This window comes from Rhodococcus sp. OK611 (assembly GCF_003050885.1).
Lineage (GTDB): Bacteria > Actinomycetota > Actinomycetes > Mycobacteriales > Mycobacteriaceae > Rhodococcus_G > Rhodococcus_G oryzae.
In genome coordinates this window covers 1-14,280 of sequence record NZ_QAOZ01000026.1, presented here as the reverse complement: position 1 = coordinate 14,280, position 14,280 = coordinate 1, and the positions used below count along the sequence as shown (strand labels likewise).

The window sequence follows — 14,280 nt, the reverse complement described above, 5'->3', positions numbered from 1 at the left end:
CTCATGCCTGCCCGCACCGAGCTCGCCCGCGTGGATCTGCGCGGTCGAACACCCACCACGGCCGAACTCCGGGCCGCGCTGCCCCGAGGTGGAGTGGATGTGGACGCGGTGCTCCATCAGGTGCGCCCGATGGTCGAGGCGGTCCGCGACCGGGGCGCCGAGGCGGCACTCGAGTTCGGCGAGAAGTTCGACGGGGTCCGCCCCGACCGGGTCCGGGTGCCGCGCGCCGAGCTGACCAAGGCGCTGGCCGAGCTCGATCCGGCGGTGCGCGCCGCCCTCGAGGTCGCGATCGAGCGGACCCGGCTCGTGCACGCAGACCAGCGGCGCACCGACACCACGACGCAGGTGGTGCCCGGTGGCACGGTGACCGAGCGCTGGGTGCCGGTGGACCGGGTCGGGCTCTACGTGCCCGGCGGCAACGCGGTCTACCCGTCGTCCGTCGTGATGAACGTCGTCCCGGCGCAGGCCGCGGGCGTCGAGTCGCTCGTCGTGGCGTCTCCGCCGCAGGCCGCCTTCGGTGGCCTGCCGCACCCGACGATCCTCGCGGCGGCCGAGCTGCTCGGCGTCGACGAGGTGTGGGCGGTCGGCGGCGGCCAGGCCGTCGCGCTCCTCGCCTACGGCGGCACCGACGTGACACGGGACGGCACTGCCGTCGGCGACGGGGCCGAACTCGCACCGGTCGACCTGATCACCGGGCCCGGCAACATCTACGTCACCGCCGCCAAGCGGCTGTGCCGCGGGCTGGTCGGGATCGACGCCGAGGCCGGACCGACCGAGATCGCGATCCTGGCCGACCACACCGCAGACCCGGTGCACGTCGCCGCCGACCTGATCAGCCAGGCCGAGCACGACGTGATGGCCGCAAGCGTGCTCGTCACCACCAGCGTCGAACTCGCGGACGCGGTGGACGACGCGCTCACCGCCCAGCTCGAGCTCACCAAGCACAGCGAGCGGGTCGCGACGGCGCTGGCGGGCAGCCAGTCCGGGACGGTGCTGGTCTCCTCTGTCGAGGACGGCCTGCGCGTGGTCAACGCGTACGCGGCCGAGCACCTGGAGATCCAGACCGAGAACGCCGCCGAGGTGGCAGGCCGGGTCCGGTCCGCGGGCGCGATCTTCGTCGGCGCCTGGTCGCCGGTGAGCCTGGGCGATTACTGCGCCGGCTCGAACCACGTGCTGCCCACCGCGGGCTGCGCGCGGCACTCGTCCGGCCTCAGCGTGCAGACGTTCCTGCGCGGCATCCACGTCGTCGACTACTCGGAGGCCGCCCTCAAGGACGTCTCCGGGCACGTGATCGCCCTCGCGAACGCGGAGGACCTGCCCGCGCACGGCGAGGCAGTGCGGCTGCGCTTCGAGGGTTTGACGGACGGCACCGCTGTCGAGGCGCTTCGGTGAGCGGCGGTCCGGTACCCGGTTCGGCGGCGAGCATCGACGAGCTACCCATCCGGGAGAACCTGCGCGGCAAGTCTCCTTACGGCGCACCGCAGTTGACGGTGCCCGTGCAGCTCAACACCAACGAGAACCCACACCCGCCGACCCGCGCGTTGATCGACGATGTCGCGGAGTCGGTTCGGGAGGCGGCCGCCGAGCTGCACCGGTACCCGGACCGCGACGCGGTGGCGCTGCGGACCGACCTGGCCGAATACCTCACCCGGCAGACCGGTGTCGCGGTGACCGTCGACAACGTGTGGGCGGCCAACGGATCCAACGAGATCCTGCAGCAGCTGCTGCAGGCCTTCGGTGGGCCCGGTCGCAGCGCGATGGGCTTCGTGCCGTCGTACTCGATGCACCCGATCATCTCGGACGGCACCGAGACCAAGTGGCTGCCCGTGTTCCGGCGGTCGGACTTCTCGCTCGACCCGGAGGCGGTGATCGCGGCCGTCGCCCAGCAGAAGCCGGACGTCGTGTTCGTCACGAGCCCGAACAACCCCACCGGGCACAGTGTTCCGCTGTCCGACCTGCGTCGCATCCTGACCGCGGCGCCGGGCATCGTGATCGTGGACGAGGCGTACGGCGAGTTCTCCTCGGGCCCGAGCGCGATCACGCTGATCGACGAGTTCCCGACCAAGCTGGTCGTGAGCCGCACGATGAGCAAGGCCTTCGCCTTCGCGGGCGGTCGGCTGGGCTACCTGGCGGCGGCGCCTGCCGTGGTGGAAGCGCTTCTGCTGGTGCGTCTTCCGTATCACCTCTCGGTGATCACCCAGGCCGCGGCCAGGGCGGCGCTGCGGCACGCGGACGAGACCCTGGCCAGCGTGGCGGAGCTCGCCGCGCAGCGCGACCGGGTGTCCGCTGAGCTCACGGCGATGGGCTTCCGGGTGATCGAGTCGGACGCGAACTTCCTGCTGTTCGGCCAGTTCTCGAATGCGGCCGCCACCTGGCGGCGGTTCCTCGACGAGGGCGTGCTGATCCGGGATGTGGGGATCGAGGGCTATCTGCGTGCGACCATTGGCCTGGCCGCGGAGAACGACGAGCTGTTGCGGGTGAGCAAGAAGCTCGTCGCAACGGAGCTTGTCACAACGGAGATCACTGAGGAGACACGATGACCGGGCGGATCGCGAAGGTCGAGCGCACCACCAAGGAATCTTCCATCGCCGTCGAGCTGAACCTCGACGGCACCGGGATCGTCGACATCTCCACCGGCGTGCCGTTCTTCGACCACATGCTGACCGCGCTCGGCAGCCACGCCAGCTTCGACCTGACGGTCAAGGCCGAGGGCGACATCGAGATCGAGGCCCACCACACCGTCGAGGACACCTCGATCGTGCTGGGCCAGGCGCTCGGTCAGGCACTGGGGGACAAGCGCGGCATCCGCCGCTTCGGCGACGCGTTCATCCCGATGGACGAGACCCTCGCGCACGCGTCCGTTGACGTCTCCGGCCGCCCGTACTGCGTGCACACCGGCGAGCCGGAGCACATGCTGCACGCCGTCATCGGCGGCTACCCGGGCGTTCCATACGCCACGGTGATCAACCGGCACGTGTTCGAGTCGATCGCCTCGAACGCGCGGATCGCGCTGCACGTGCGTGTGCTCTACGGCCGCGACCAGCACCACATCACCGAAGCCGAGTTCAAGGCCGTGGCCCGCGCGCTGCGCGAGGCCGTCGAGCCGGACCCGCGGGTGTCCGGGGTGCCCTCGACCAAGGGCGCGCTGTAGATGGGTGACGCGCTGATCTACGTCCTGTTCATCGCGGCCGGATTCGCGCTCGGCGGCGCGTACTCGATGTGGACCGTCAACAAGTTCGCCTCCGGCGTGCTGCTCGCGCTGGCGATCATCGCGGCCGCGGGCGGGGTCCTGCGGCTGATCTGATGGGTGCGGTCTCCGGGGCGACGGCACCCGGCGGACTCTGGCGTACCCGCGGGCTGCCGGTGGCGTTCCTCATGGCCGCGACCACCTTCGGTGGGTGGTCGTTGCTGCTGCCGGTGGTCCCGTTCGCGATCAAGCAGGCGGGCGGCTCGGATGCGCTCGCGGGCGCGAGCACCGCGGTCTTCATGGCGACCACCGTCGCCACCCAACTCTGCACGCCGACCCTGCTGCGGAGCTGGGGGTACCGGTGGGTGCTCGCCGTCGGCTGCCTGCTGCTCGGTCTGCCCTCGCTCGCCTTCCTGCTGTCCACCGAAGCCGTTCCCGCGCTGATCATCTCGGCGGTGCGCGGAATCGGCTTCGGCCTGGTGACGGTGGCGGGCAGCGCGCTGATCGGGGAGTTGGCGCCCAAGGAGATCCTCGGCCGGGCCACCGGAGCTCAGGGCATCGCCATCTCGCTGGCCCAGATGGTCGCGCTGCCACTGGGTCTGGCGCTGTTCGGCCGCGGCCAGTCCTCGCTGGTGTTCGTGCTCGCGGCGTTGGTGCCGTTGCTGTCCATCGCCTCGATCGCCGCGCTGCCGTCGATCCCACGGCCAGTGGGGGCCGGCCCGCGGGGACGGCTGCCGCTTCGCCTGCTGCTGGTGCCCTGCCTGGCGATGGTCGTGGTGGCCTCGGCCTACGGCGGGGTCACCAGCCTGCTCCCGATCGCGGTCGAGGACCGGGCGGCGATCGCGGGCGTGGCACTCGCGGTGGTCAGCGGGGCGATCCTGGTCGGGCGGTACGCCGCGGGCGTACTGGCCGACCGGATCGGGCACGGCCGGTCGATGGTGCCTGCGCTGGCCTGCGCGACGCTCGGTGCCGGGCTGTTCGCGGCAGGCGTGATCGGCGACGGCCAGGTCGGATTGCTGATGGCGGGCGCGGTGGCGTTCGGGCTCGGCTTCGGCGCCTGCCAGAACGAGGCGCTGGTCTCGCTGTTCACCGGGGCCGGGCCGGCCAGGCTCGGCGCGGCGAGCGCCGCCTGGAACATCAGCTACGACGCCGGGACGGGGATCGGTGCGCTCACGCTCGGCGTGGTCGCCGGATTCGCCGGCTACACGTGGGTGTTCGTGATCGCGGCTGCGGCCATCGCGCTGGTGATTCCGGTGGCGTGGGTCCGGGCCGATAGAGTTGCCGCATGACCTCCGTCGCCCTCCTCGACTACGGCTCCGGCAACCTGCATTCGGCCCAACGAGCCCTCGCCCGCGTCGGTGCGGACGTCGAGGTGACCTCGGACCCCGCCGTCGCCCTGGCCGCGGACGGACTGGTGGTCCCCGGCGTCGGTGCCTTCGCGGCCTGCATGGAGGGCCTGCGCGCGGTCCGAGGCGAACGCATCATCGGCCAGCGGCTCGCGGGCGGCAGGCCGGTCCTGGGCATCTGCGTCGGCATGCAGATCATGTTCGAGCGCGGCGTCGAGCACGGCGTGGAGGCCGACGGCTGCGGTGAATGGCCGGGCACCGTCGAGATGCTGCAGGCCGAGGTGCTCCCGCACATGGGCTGGAACACCCTGCAGGCCCCGGCGGACAGCGTGCTGTTCGACGGCATCGACGCCGACACCCGCTTCTACTTCGTGCACTCCTACGCCGCGCAGAAGTGGGAGCTCGCCGATTCCGACCTGATCGCGCCCGCGAAGCTGACCTGGGCCGACCACGGCGGGCCGTTCCTCGCCGCGGTGGAGAACGGGCCGCTCTCGGCCACCCAGTTCCACCCGGAGAAGTCCGGTGACGCCGGTGCCGCGCTGCTGGAGAACTGGGTCCGCAGCCTGTGACCGGGCAGCGGCGCGGCCTGTCGATGGGGCGTCTCGCCCTGTTCTCGCTCGGCTCCGCCGCCGCGGTCCTCGCGCTCGCGACCGTCCTGCTGGCGGTGCTGAAGCCGGGACCGGTCGTGGGATTGGTCATCGTCCTCGCCGGGGTTGCGGGTGCGATCGCGGCGATGGGCCTCGTCTCCACCCGGATGACCCGGCGCGCTCTCGACGACTCCGCGGACGACGAACAGAGCGCGGGCGAACAGGGCGGCGACCCGGGAACCGGCTCGCCGCGATGACGGACTAGGGTAGGCGCACGTGAGCCTGGTCCTTTTGCCTGCTGTAGATGTTGCCAACGGTGAAGCTGTTCGCCTCGTTCAGGGAGAGGCCGGCAGCGAGACGAGCTACGGATCCCCCCGGGATGCCGCGCTCGCGTGGCAGAACGACGGTGCCGAGTGGGTGCACCTGGTCGACCTGGACGCCGCCTTCGGCCGCGGCTCGAACCGCGACATGATCGCCGGTGTGGTCGGCGAACTCGACGTGAAGGTCGAACTGTCCGGCGGCATCCGCGACGACGAGTCGCTGCGGGCCGCGCTGGCCACCGGCTGCGCGCGCGTCAACCTCGGCACCGCCGCCATCGAGAACCCCGAGTGGTGCGCCCGCGCCATCGGCGAGTACGGCGACCGGATCGCGGTCGGCCTCGATGTCCGCAACGTCGACGGCCGCTACCAGCTGCGTGGACGCGGCTGGGTCACCGAGGGTGGCGACCTGTTCGAGACCCTCGAGCGCCTCGATCGGGACGGCTGCTCGCGCTACGTCGTCACCGACGTCGGCAAGGACGGCACCCTCACCGGTCCCAACCTGGAGCTGCTCAGCCAGGTCTGCGGCGCCACCAAGGCGCCGGTCGTGGCCTCCGGCGGCGTCTCCAGCATCGAGGACCTCGTCGCGATCGCCGGACTCGTCGACCTGGGCGTCGAGGGCTCCATCGTCGGAAAGGCGTTGTACGCCGGGCGGTTCACGCTCCCCGAAGCGCTCGCCGCGGTCTCGCGATAGCGCCGGACATGAGCCTGCCCCGCGACCCGCACGAGCTGCTCTCCATCGCGAGCGGCCTGCTGGACGCGGCGCAGGAGCGCTTCCTCGAGGGCGTCGGCGCGCCGAGCGCGGTGAGCAAGGGCGCCCGCGACTTCGCCACCGAGCTCGATCTCGAGCTGGAACGACGGCTCAGCGCGGAACTGACCGAGCTGACCGGAATCGGTGTGCACGGTGAGGAATTCGGCGGACCGGACCTGACCGAGGGGCCGGTGTGGGTGCTGGACCCGATCGACGGCACGCTGAACTACTCGTCCGGCCTGCCGACCGCAGGGATGTTGCTCGCGCTGCTCGACGACGGGGTCCCGGTGCTCGGCCTGACCTGGCTGCCCGGGATGGGCCGGCGCTACGCGGCGGTTGTCGACGGCCCGGTGCTGTGCAACGGGGAGGCGTTGCCGCCGTTGGCGAGAGCCTCGCTGTCCGATTCGCTGGTCGGGTTCGGCGCGTTCAACGTCGACGGCAGGGGACCGATCCCCGGGCCCTATCGGGTGCGGGCGCTCGGCGAACTGAGTCGGGTGAGCAGGAGGCTGCGGATCCACGGCAGCACCGGCGCCGACCTGGCCTTCACCGCCGGTGGCGCGCTCGGTGCGTCGGTGGTGTTCGGTCACAACCCCTGGGACAACGCGCCTGGCGTCGCCCTGGTGCGAGCGGCGGGCGGTGTGGTCACCGACCTGGCGGGTGCGCCCTGGCACATCGGGTCGACCTCGGTGCTCGCCGCGGCGCCGGGGGTGCACGAAGAGGTGTTGAATATTCTTGTGGCTCTGGGCGATCCGGGTGACTACCTGGATCGGGACCCGGGGCTACCGGCAGGAAGGCTGACGCAATGACGGTGGCGGTTCGGGTCATCCCGTGTCTGGACGTGGACGCGGGCCGCGTCGTGAAGGGCGTGAACTTCGAGAACCTGCGCGACGCGGGCGATCCCGTGGAGTTGGCGGCGCTGTACGACGCGCAGGGCGCCGACGAGCTGACCTTCCTCGACGTCACCGCGTCCACCTCGGACCGCGGGACCATGATCGACGTGGTGACCCGCACGGCCGAGCAGGTCTTCATCCCGCTCACCGTCGGCGGCGGGGTGCGCACCGAGCAGGACGTGGACCGCCTGCTGCGGGCGGGCGCCGACAAGGTCAGCGTCAACACCGCCGCGATCGCGCGCCCGGAGCTGCTGCGCGAGCTCAGCCAGCGGTTCGGGTCGCAGTGCATCGTGCTGTCGGTGGACGCGCGGACCGTGCCAGAGGGGCAGGAGCCGACGCCGTCCGGCTGGGAGGTCACCACGCACGGCGGCAGGCGCGGCACCGGGATCGACGCGATCGAGTGGGCGCTGCGCGGCGCCGAGCTCGGGGTGGGGGAGATCCTGCTGAACTCGATGGACGCGGACGGCACCAAGGCCGGGTTCGATCTGCCGATGATCCGGGCCGCACGGGCCGCGGTGCACGTTCCGGTCATCGCCAGCGGCGGCGCGGGCGCGGTGGACCACTTCGCCCCTGCCGTGCAGGCGGGCGCGGACGCGGTGCTCGCGGCCAGCGTCTTCCACTTCGGCGAGCTGGAGATCCCGCAGGTCAAGGACGCCATGCGGGCCGAAGGTATCGTGGTCCGATGAGTCTCGATCCCGCAATCGCCGCCCGGCTGAAGCGAAACGACGCCGGCCTGTTCAGCGCGGTCGCCCAGGAGCGGGCCACCGGCGCGGTGCTGATGGTCGCGTGGATGGACGACGAGGCGCTCGCACGCACCCTGGAAACCCGCAAGGGAACCTACTATTCGCGGTCCCGCCAGCAGTACTGGGTCAAGGGCGAGACGTCCGGGCACACCCAGTACGTGCACGAGGTGCGGCTCGACTGCGACGGCGACAGCGTGCTGCTGATCGTCGACCAGGAGGGCGCGGCCTGCCACACCGGCACCCACACCTGCTTCGACGCGGACGTGCTGCTCGCCGACTCCTGACCCCGCCGAGTGTGCAGCTGCCGTCGCTCGACCTGGGGGTTTGCGTCGGCAGGTGCACACTCGGCGGTGGCGGCGGCGACACACCGCGGTCCGGGTTCGCGCCAGTAGAATGGGGCGAAACGGACACACGTCGGCGGTGACGCTGGTGAGAACAGGCCGGTAGGCCGCGACGCGCTCGGACCTGGAGCGTGGGAAGTGGGCAATCGGCCGGTCGAAGGTCTACCGCAGCTGTCCCGGCGCGGCCGGATCCTGCTGCTGTCGGCGGTTGGCCTGCTCGCGGCCCTGATCGTGCTCCCCGTGCTGGTGGGCATGTACACCAGCTGGCTGTGGTTCGGTGAGGTCGGATACCGGACCGTCTGGGTGACGATGCTGGTGACCAGGCTGCTGCTGTTCGCCGCGGTGGCGGTGCTCGTCGGCGGCGCCGTGTTCCTCGCGGTGCTGCTGGCGTTTCGCGCCCGACCGGTGTTCCTGCCTGGGCGGGCCGAGGACGATCCGATCCGGATCTATCGCGACTTCGTGCGGCGCAGGCCGCGCCTTTTCGGGCTGGGCATCCCGATCGTCCTCGGGCTGCTGTGCGGCCTGATCGCGCAGTCGAGCTGGGAGACGGTTCAGCTGTTCCTGCACGGCGGGGCGTTCGGGGTCACGGATCCGCAGTTCGGTCTAGACGTCGGCTTCTACGTCTTCGACCTGCCCTTCTATCGGTCGGTCCTGAACTGGCTGTTCGTGGCGACCGTGTTCGCCTTCCTGGCCAGCCTGACCACGCACTACCTGTTCGGCGGGGTACGCATCTCCTGGAGCGAGGGCGGAATCAGCCGGGCCGCCCGTGTCCAGCTGGCCGTGCTCGCGGGGACGTTTATTCTGCTCAAGGCGGTGGCGTATTGGTTCGACCGGTACGCGCTGCTCTCGAGCGGCCGCAAGGAGCCCACGTTCACGGGCGGTGGCTTCACCGACATCAACGCGGTGCTCCCGGCGAGACTGATCCTGCTCGCGATCGCCCTCATCTGCGCCGCCGCCTTCTTCGCCGCGATCGTGCTGCGCGACCTCCGGGTGCCGGCATTGGCCGCGATCCTCCTGCTGCTGTCCTCGATCCTGGTCGGCGCGGTCTGGCCGCTGGCCGTGGAGCAGTTCTCGGTCCGTCCCAACGCAGCAGACCGGGAGAGTCCGTACATCGAGCGCAACATCGAGGCCACCCGCCAGGCGTACGGCGTCGGCGCGGACAAGGTCGAGTTCCTGCCGTATCCGGGCATCGGCACCAAATCGCCCCGGGACGTGCCCGCCGACGTGACGACGATCGCGAACGCCCGGCTGCTCGATCCGAACCTGCTCTCGCACACCTTCATCCAGCAGCAACAGCTCAAGAACTTCTACGCGTTCCCCGCAACCCTTGACCTCGACAGGTACATGATCGACGGCAAGCTGCGCGACTACGTCGTCGCGGCCCGCGAGTTGACCCCGAGCAGCCTGAGCGGCAATCAGACCCAGTGGGTCAACCAGCACACGGTGTACACCCACGGTGACGGGTTCGTCGCGGCGCCGGCGAACCGGGTGAACGCCGCGGTGCGGGAGGCGGTGGGGGATACCTCGAGCAGCAACAGCGGATATCCGGTGTACACGGTCAGCGACATCGCCAGCCAGGGCTCCGGCCACCAGGTCATCAAAGTGGACCAGCCGCGCATCTACTTCGGCGAACTGATCGCGAGGACCGACCCCGACTATGCGGTCGTCGGTGGTCCGGAGGGTTCCGCGCCACGCGAGTACGACACCGACACCTCCACCTACACCTATGACGGGACCGGCGGTGTCTCGATCGGGAACTGGTTCAACCGGATGGCGTTCGCCGTCAAGTACTCCGAGCGCAACATCATCTTCTCCAAGGCGATCGGATCCGGATCGAGGATCATCTTCAATCGGTCCCCCGCCGAGCGCGTGCACCTGGTGGCCCCCTGGCTGACCACCGACCACGACCCCTATCCCGCCGTGGTGGGCGGGAAGATCGTGTGGATCGTCGACGCGTACACCACGGTGAACAACTACCCGTACGCGCAGCGCAGTTCGCTCGAGGACCTGGTGGTCGGCGCCGAGCCCGCGCCCGTGCGGCGGGGTGGGGAGGTCTCCTACATCCGTAACTCGGTGAAGGCCACCGTCGACGCCTACGACGGCACGGTCACCCTGTACCAGGTCGACCAGCAGGATCCGGTGCTCAAAGCGTGGATGAGCGCCTTCCCTGGCACCGTGCAACCCGAGAGCTCCGTTCCCGCCGAGTTGCGGGCCCACTTCCGGTACCCCCAGGACCTGTTCAAGATCCAGCGCGACATGCTCGCGAAGTATCACGTCGATGATCCGCGAGAGTTCTTCACCACCAACGCATTCTGGTCGGTGCCGAGCGACCCGACCGTCGAGTCCAACCCGTACCAGATGCCGTTCTACGTGCTGGTGGGTGACCAGGCGACCGCGGAGCCGTCGTTCCGGCTGGCCAGCACCATGGTCGGGTTCCGGCGCGAATTCCTCTCCGCCTACATCTCCGCGCACTCCGATCCCGAGGACTACGGCAAGCTGACCGTGCTCGAACTGCCGACCGACACCCTCACGCAGGGCCCACAGCAGATCCAGAACTCGATGATCTCGGACACCCGGGTGGCGTCGGAGCGGACCCTGCTGGAGCGGTCGAACCGGATCCAGTACGGCAACCTGCTGACGTTGCCGATCGCCGACGGCGGAGTGCTCTACGTGGAGCCGCTGTTCACCGAGCGGATCGCGTCGGAACAGAACACGTCGACCTTCCCCCAGCTCGCGCGCCTGCTGGTCAGCTATCGGGAGCCGGGGGCCACGGGCGGGGTCCGGGTGGGATACGCGCCCACCCTGGCGGAGGCGCTGGACCAGGTGTTCGGGGCGGGCACCGGCGGCGTGGCCACGGCGCCGGGATCGGGCGCGGGGCCGCCGCCAGCGCCGCCGCCTGTGGGGGAACCGGCGGGTCCGCCCCCGCCCGCGGTCGCGAATCCGGCGACCGCCGATGAACTGAACAGGGCAATCGCGGAGCTGCGTGAGGCGCTCGATCGGCTGCAACGGGCGGTGGACGCGTACCAGACCGAACCGCCCCGGTAGATACCCTCGCCGACAACCGATCCTGGGTACTAGCCGTTGTAGTAGTGCCTTGTATTCTTCGCGTGTGGGCTCACAGGGGATGACGATCGCGCGGATGCGCGGTGCCTTCGTGGGCTCGACCTCCGGCGCGGTGAGCGTCGCCGCTCACGCGCTGGGCGGGGGCACGGCTCCCGCGGAGAGTTCGGTGGTCCTGCTGATGCTGGGCTGCGCGGCCGTCGGTGCGGTCATCGCGTCCGTGCGGGTGGATCGACATCAGCTGTTGTTCGTGGCCGCCGCGCTGACCCTGGGCCAGGCGATCGGGCACATCGCGCTCGCGATGGGCGCTGTTCACGTGCACGGGCCGCAGCTCGGTCCGCAGATGGTCGCCGCGCACGCCGCCGCCGTCGCGGTGACCGCCGTGCTGATCCGGGCCGGTGAGCGCGGATGTGTCTCAGTGCTTTCGGCACTGAGCCGGAGAGTTCCGGCGCCGTTCACCGAGGTGCCGGTCCTGGTACCTGTCGCGGTCTGCGCCCCTGCAGATTCGCCGCCGCTCGCCCGCTGGCTGCTGGTCGGCTCGGGCACCGGCACCCGCGGCCCGCCGCCGTCTGCCTAGTCGACGTCAACCGACATCCCTGTCTGGGCGCCAGTCCGAGCAGGGGTGATCTTGACGCGTACCTTCGCCGTTCCGCCGTCAGCGTGGTGCTCACCAGAGCCCGCGCGGTGGAGTGCGCCCAGAAGGCCGCGGACCCGGGCCGAAAGCCCTTCCTCGGGGGCGCATTTGACAGCGTCCGCCGCCCTCCCTAGGTTACTGGAAACCATTTTCATTTGAGTTTGGTGCCGCGCGCCCATGCGCCGCGGCCTATGAAGGAGATTTGATGAGCAAGTTCCGTAGTGTCGGCGTGGGCGCTGCCGCCGCCGTGGCGATCGGGCTGATGTCCACCGGTGTGGCCCACGCCGACACCTTCGTGCCGCTGCCCGACGGGCAGAAGGCCGGACCGGGTGCGGTCGTCTCCCGCACGGGCGAGAGTGCCCTGATCTCGCCGTCACTCGCAGCGAACGGTGCCGGCCGCACCGCGTGGGTCTCGGGCACCGTCACCGCGGACGTCAAGGGCATCACCAAGGAAGGTGAGGCGGGGCCGTTCAACGGTGCCACCAACGACAAGGGCACCAACAACTCGTCCACGCACGGGGTCTCGCGGATCAGCACCGGCTACATCGTGGGCTGCCAGGTCGACATCACCGGCCTCGGCGGCTCCATCGGCGCAGGCATCGACCTCTCGGGACCGTCGGTCTCCAGTTCGCTGACCGTTCCGGTCTCCGCCGGCCAGGTCAAGTTCGTCGGTGTCGCGGGCAAGGACATCAAGAAGAACGGCAAGTACTCGGTCCAGTACCAGGACACCCAGCTCGAGATCCAGAACTGCGGCGGATTCGCCCAGGCCCGCTCCTACACCGTGGTCGAGATCGTCGGCAACGACTACTCCAAGACCACCCTGTACGGCCAGCCCTTCAGCATCGGCTGACCCAGCCCACCCCCGAACCTGAAACCTGAACCCTCAAAGGGGAATTCATGAACACCAGCACGAACGGCCTGCGTCGCGGGCTGCAGATCTCCGCCGTCGGCGCGGCCACGGCCGTCGCGGTCGGCTTCCTGTCGGCGGGTGCGGCCAATGCCGACACCTTCGTGCCGCTGCCCGGCGGGACCATCTCCAAGACGCTTGTCGACGGCACCGTCGTCACCGTCGCCATGACCGGTGAGTCCGCGAACATCTCGCCGTCGATGGGTGCGACCCCGCTGCACCGCAACGTGTGGGTCTCCGGCAGCGCCAAGGTCGAACTGTCCGGCGACAACGCTGACGGCGGCAAGATCGAGCCCGGTTACGTGGTGGCCTGCCAGCTGACCCTGGGTGGCAAGGGCGGCGCCGACACCGGCATGTCCTCCAACTGGGAGGGCGAGAGCGTCAAGCAGACCGCCAAGGGTGCGGGCAACCTGTCCATCGCTCCCGGCCAGGCCAAGAACGTCAAGCTCCTCGACCTGGAGAAGGCCGACGACTTCGGTGGCGAGTCGCACTCGGGCGCCAACGGCTTCAAGGGCAAGAGCGGCAGCGTCACCTGGGCCGACTCCACCATCGGTGTCGAGGGCTGCGCCGGCTACGCGCAGGCCCGCTCCTACGTCAAGGTCACCGCCAGCACGAAGAACGTCAGCAGCACCGTCACGCTGTGGGGCCAGCCCTTCAGCATCGGCTGATCCGATGAGTCGAGGCGGCCCACCATCGCCGGTGGGTCGCCTCGCTCGGTATCGATCCAAGGAGGATGTCGTGACCGACGATCTGTCCCACTACCGTGCCGACTTCCGCGAGATCGAGAATCGAGTCACCCGAGAGTTCGTGGCCGGGTGGCGCCGCCCGGCGATCACCGCGGTGGTCCTCGTTTTGACGTTTGGCCTCGCGCTTCCCCATGCGGGGTCGCTGCCGGCGTGGGCTGTACTCGCGGGAGGTCCCAACCCGGAACATGTCGCGACGCCCGCGCCACTGCGGCTGTTCATCGTGTTCGTCGTGATCTTCGGGGTCATCGTCTCGTTGCTGGGCACCTGGTCACGACGATGGGCCATCGCGCAGATAGCGGTGATGGGAACGGGTGTGGGGACGGTGATCGGACTGCTCGGCTACTGGTCACAACAGAGCCTGCCGCCCGGAATCCGCCCAACGGGAATCGAATACGGGCTGATCCTCACGTGGGCGGGGATGGCCGCCCTCACCGCGCTGTGGGTCCCGGTGGTCCTCAGTCGCGCGAACATCATGCAGGCCGACGTCTCAGCGCCGCGGTGAACGCTTCGGTCGACGGGTTGTTCGCTGGTTCTGAGGTAGATCTGTGACACGCGACTGTGCGCGAGGTTCGAAGAGGAACCTCGCGCACAGTCGCGTTGTGGCCGGATCGTGGTGCCATGGTTCATGGGCCAGGGGGCAGGCCAGGAGCCGCGGCGCCGTCGAGCTCGGCGCCACCCGGGTTCGGTCGCGTGAGGGGCGCGGCCGAGTGGTCCGGGTGCGTTCTTGGGTGGGGTCAGCCGATGCTGAAGGGCTGGCCCCAGAGGGTGACG

Annotated in this window: 16 protein-coding genes; all 16 read left to right on the top strand. The window is 70.1% G+C overall.

All coding sequences use genetic code 11. The features are described from left to right. The first annotated feature begins 3 nt into the window (after nt 1-3). On the top strand, nt 4-1,392 hold the full coding sequence (hisD, locus tag C8K38_RS26040; RefSeq protein ID WP_097214323.1) for a histidinol dehydrogenase: 1,389 nt from the start codon (nt 4-6) through the stop codon (nt 1,390-1,392). Then, nucleotides 1,389-2,540 (top strand): histidinol-phosphate transaminase, encoded by a 1,152-nt coding sequence (locus C8K38_RS26035; protein WP_097214322.1) that lies wholly within the window; start codon nt 1,389-1,391, stop codon nt 2,538-2,540. Before hisD ends, C8K38_RS26035 begins: the two co-directional genes overlap by 4 nt. Beyond that, nucleotides 2,537-3,151, top strand: coding sequence for an imidazoleglycerol-phosphate dehydratase HisB (hisB, locus tag C8K38_RS26030; RefSeq protein WP_072751568.1), 615 nt, complete (start codon nt 2,537-2,539; stop codon nt 3,149-3,151). Before C8K38_RS26035 ends, hisB begins: the two co-directional genes overlap by 4 nt. Next, nucleotides 3,152-3,304: a hypothetical protein gene (locus C8K38_RS27330; protein WP_179800722.1), complete on the top strand. Its 153-nt coding sequence runs from the start codon at nt 3,152-3,154 to the stop codon at nt 3,302-3,304. It abuts the gene before it with no gap. Further along, nucleotides 3,304-4,476 carry an MFS transporter gene (locus C8K38_RS26025; RefSeq protein WP_097214321.1) on the top strand — a complete coding sequence of 391 codons (1,173 nt, stop codon included), beginning with the start codon at nt 3,304-3,306 and terminating at the stop codon, nt 4,474-4,476. The genes C8K38_RS27330 and C8K38_RS26025 overlap by 1 nt, the downstream gene beginning before the upstream one ends. Then, nucleotides 4,473-5,102, top strand: coding sequence for an imidazole glycerol phosphate synthase subunit HisH (gene hisH, locus C8K38_RS26020; RefSeq protein ID WP_097214320.1), 630 nt, complete (start codon nt 4,473-4,475; stop codon nt 5,100-5,102). The genes C8K38_RS26025 and hisH overlap by 4 nt, the downstream gene beginning before the upstream one ends. 23 nt (nt 5,103-5,125) lie before the next feature. Continuing rightward, entirely contained in the window at nt 5,126-5,377 is a 252-nt protein-coding gene (locus tag C8K38_RS26015; protein ID WP_097214348.1) for a hypothetical protein, read from the top strand. Nucleotides 5,378-5,396: 19 nt separating this feature from the next. Further along, on the top strand, nt 5,397-6,131 hold the full coding sequence (gene priA / locus C8K38_RS26010; RefSeq protein WP_097214319.1) for a bifunctional 1-(5-phosphoribosyl)-5-((5-phosphoribosylamino)methylideneamino)imidazole-4-carboxamide isomerase/phosphoribosylanthranilate isomerase PriA: 735 nt from the start codon (nt 5,397-5,399) through the stop codon (nt 6,129-6,131). Between the two features lie 8 nt (nt 6,132-6,139). Continuing rightward, nucleotides 6,140-6,994, top strand: a complete 855-nt coding sequence (locus C8K38_RS26005) for an inositol monophosphatase family protein (RefSeq protein WP_097214318.1) — start codon at nt 6,140-6,142, stop codon at nt 6,992-6,994. After that, nucleotides 6,991-7,764, top strand: a complete 774-nt coding sequence (gene hisF / locus C8K38_RS26000) for an imidazole glycerol phosphate synthase subunit HisF (protein ID WP_077041870.1) — start codon at nt 6,991-6,993, stop codon at nt 7,762-7,764. Before C8K38_RS26005 ends, hisF begins: the two co-directional genes overlap by 4 nt. Then, the gene (gene hisI / locus C8K38_RS25995; protein ID WP_027503038.1) at nt 7,761-8,105 is read left to right on the top strand and encodes a phosphoribosyl-AMP cyclohydrolase; all 345 of its coding nucleotides are present in this window, start codon (nt 7,761-7,763) and stop codon (nt 8,103-8,105) included. Before hisF ends, hisI begins: the two co-directional genes overlap by 4 nt. Before the next feature lie 195 nt (nt 8,106-8,300). Then, nucleotides 8,301-11,207: a UPF0182 family protein gene (locus C8K38_RS25990; RefSeq protein ID WP_097214317.1), complete on the top strand. Its 2,907-nt coding sequence runs from the start codon at nt 8,301-8,303 to the stop codon at nt 11,205-11,207. 64 nt (nt 11,208-11,271) lie between these two features. Next, the gene (locus C8K38_RS25985; protein ID WP_306455757.1) at nt 11,272-11,799 is read left to right on the top strand and encodes a hypothetical protein; all 528 of its coding nucleotides are present in this window, start codon (nt 11,272-11,274) and stop codon (nt 11,797-11,799) included. Between the two features lie 262 nt (nt 11,800-12,061). Beyond that, nucleotides 12,062-12,706 (top strand): MspA family porin, encoded by a 645-nt coding sequence (locus C8K38_RS25980; RefSeq protein WP_097214315.1) that lies wholly within the window; start codon nt 12,062-12,064, stop codon nt 12,704-12,706. Between the two features lie 47 nt (nt 12,707-12,753). Further along, the gene (locus C8K38_RS25975) at nt 12,754-13,431 is read left to right on the top strand and encodes an MspA family porin (protein WP_097214314.1); all 678 of its coding nucleotides are present in this window, start codon (nt 12,754-12,756) and stop codon (nt 13,429-13,431) included. Nucleotides 13,432-13,501: 70 nt separating this feature from the next. After that, entirely contained in the window at nt 13,502-14,011 is a 510-nt protein-coding gene (locus C8K38_RS25970; protein WP_097214313.1) for an Rv2732c family membrane protein, read from the top strand. The last annotated feature ends 269 nt before the right edge of the window (nt 14,012-14,280 follow it).

Bases quoted from the DNA above. Each gene is read 5' to 3' on its own strand.
- hisI (WP_027503038.1), top strand. From the start codon at position 7,761: ATGAGTCTCGATCCCGCAATCGCCGCCCGGCTGAAGCGAAACGACGCC.
- C8K38_RS25975 (WP_097214314.1), top strand. From the start codon at position 12,754: ATGAACACCAGCACGAACGGCCTGCGTCGCGGGCTGCAGATCTCCGCC.
- hisB (WP_072751568.1), top strand. From the start codon at position 2,537: ATGACCGGGCGGATCGCGAAGGTCGAGCGCACCACCAAGGAATCTTCC.
- hisH (WP_097214320.1), top strand. From the start codon at position 4,473: ATGACCTCCGTCGCCCTCCTCGACTACGGCTCCGGCAACCTGCATTCG.
- C8K38_RS27330 (WP_179800722.1), top strand. From the start codon at position 3,152: ATGGGTGACGCGCTGATCTACGTCCTGTTCATCGCGGCCGGATTCGCG.
- C8K38_RS26025 (WP_097214321.1), top strand. From the start codon at position 3,304: ATGGGTGCGGTCTCCGGGGCGACGGCACCCGGCGGACTCTGGCGTACC.
- hisD (WP_097214323.1), top strand. From the start codon at position 4: ATGCCTGCCCGCACCGAGCTCGCCCGCGTGGATCTGCGCGGTCGAACA.
- hisF (WP_077041870.1), top strand. From the start codon at position 6,991: ATGACGGTGGCGGTTCGGGTCATCCCGTGTCTGGACGTGGACGCGGGC.
- C8K38_RS26005 (WP_097214318.1), top strand. From the start codon at position 6,140: ATGAGCCTGCCCCGCGACCCGCACGAGCTGCTCTCCATCGCGAGCGGC.
- C8K38_RS26015 (WP_097214348.1), top strand. From the start codon at position 5,126: ATGGGGCGTCTCGCCCTGTTCTCGCTCGGCTCCGCCGCCGCGGTCCTC.
- C8K38_RS25980 (WP_097214315.1), top strand. From the start codon at position 12,062: ATGAGCAAGTTCCGTAGTGTCGGCGTGGGCGCTGCCGCCGCCGTGGCG.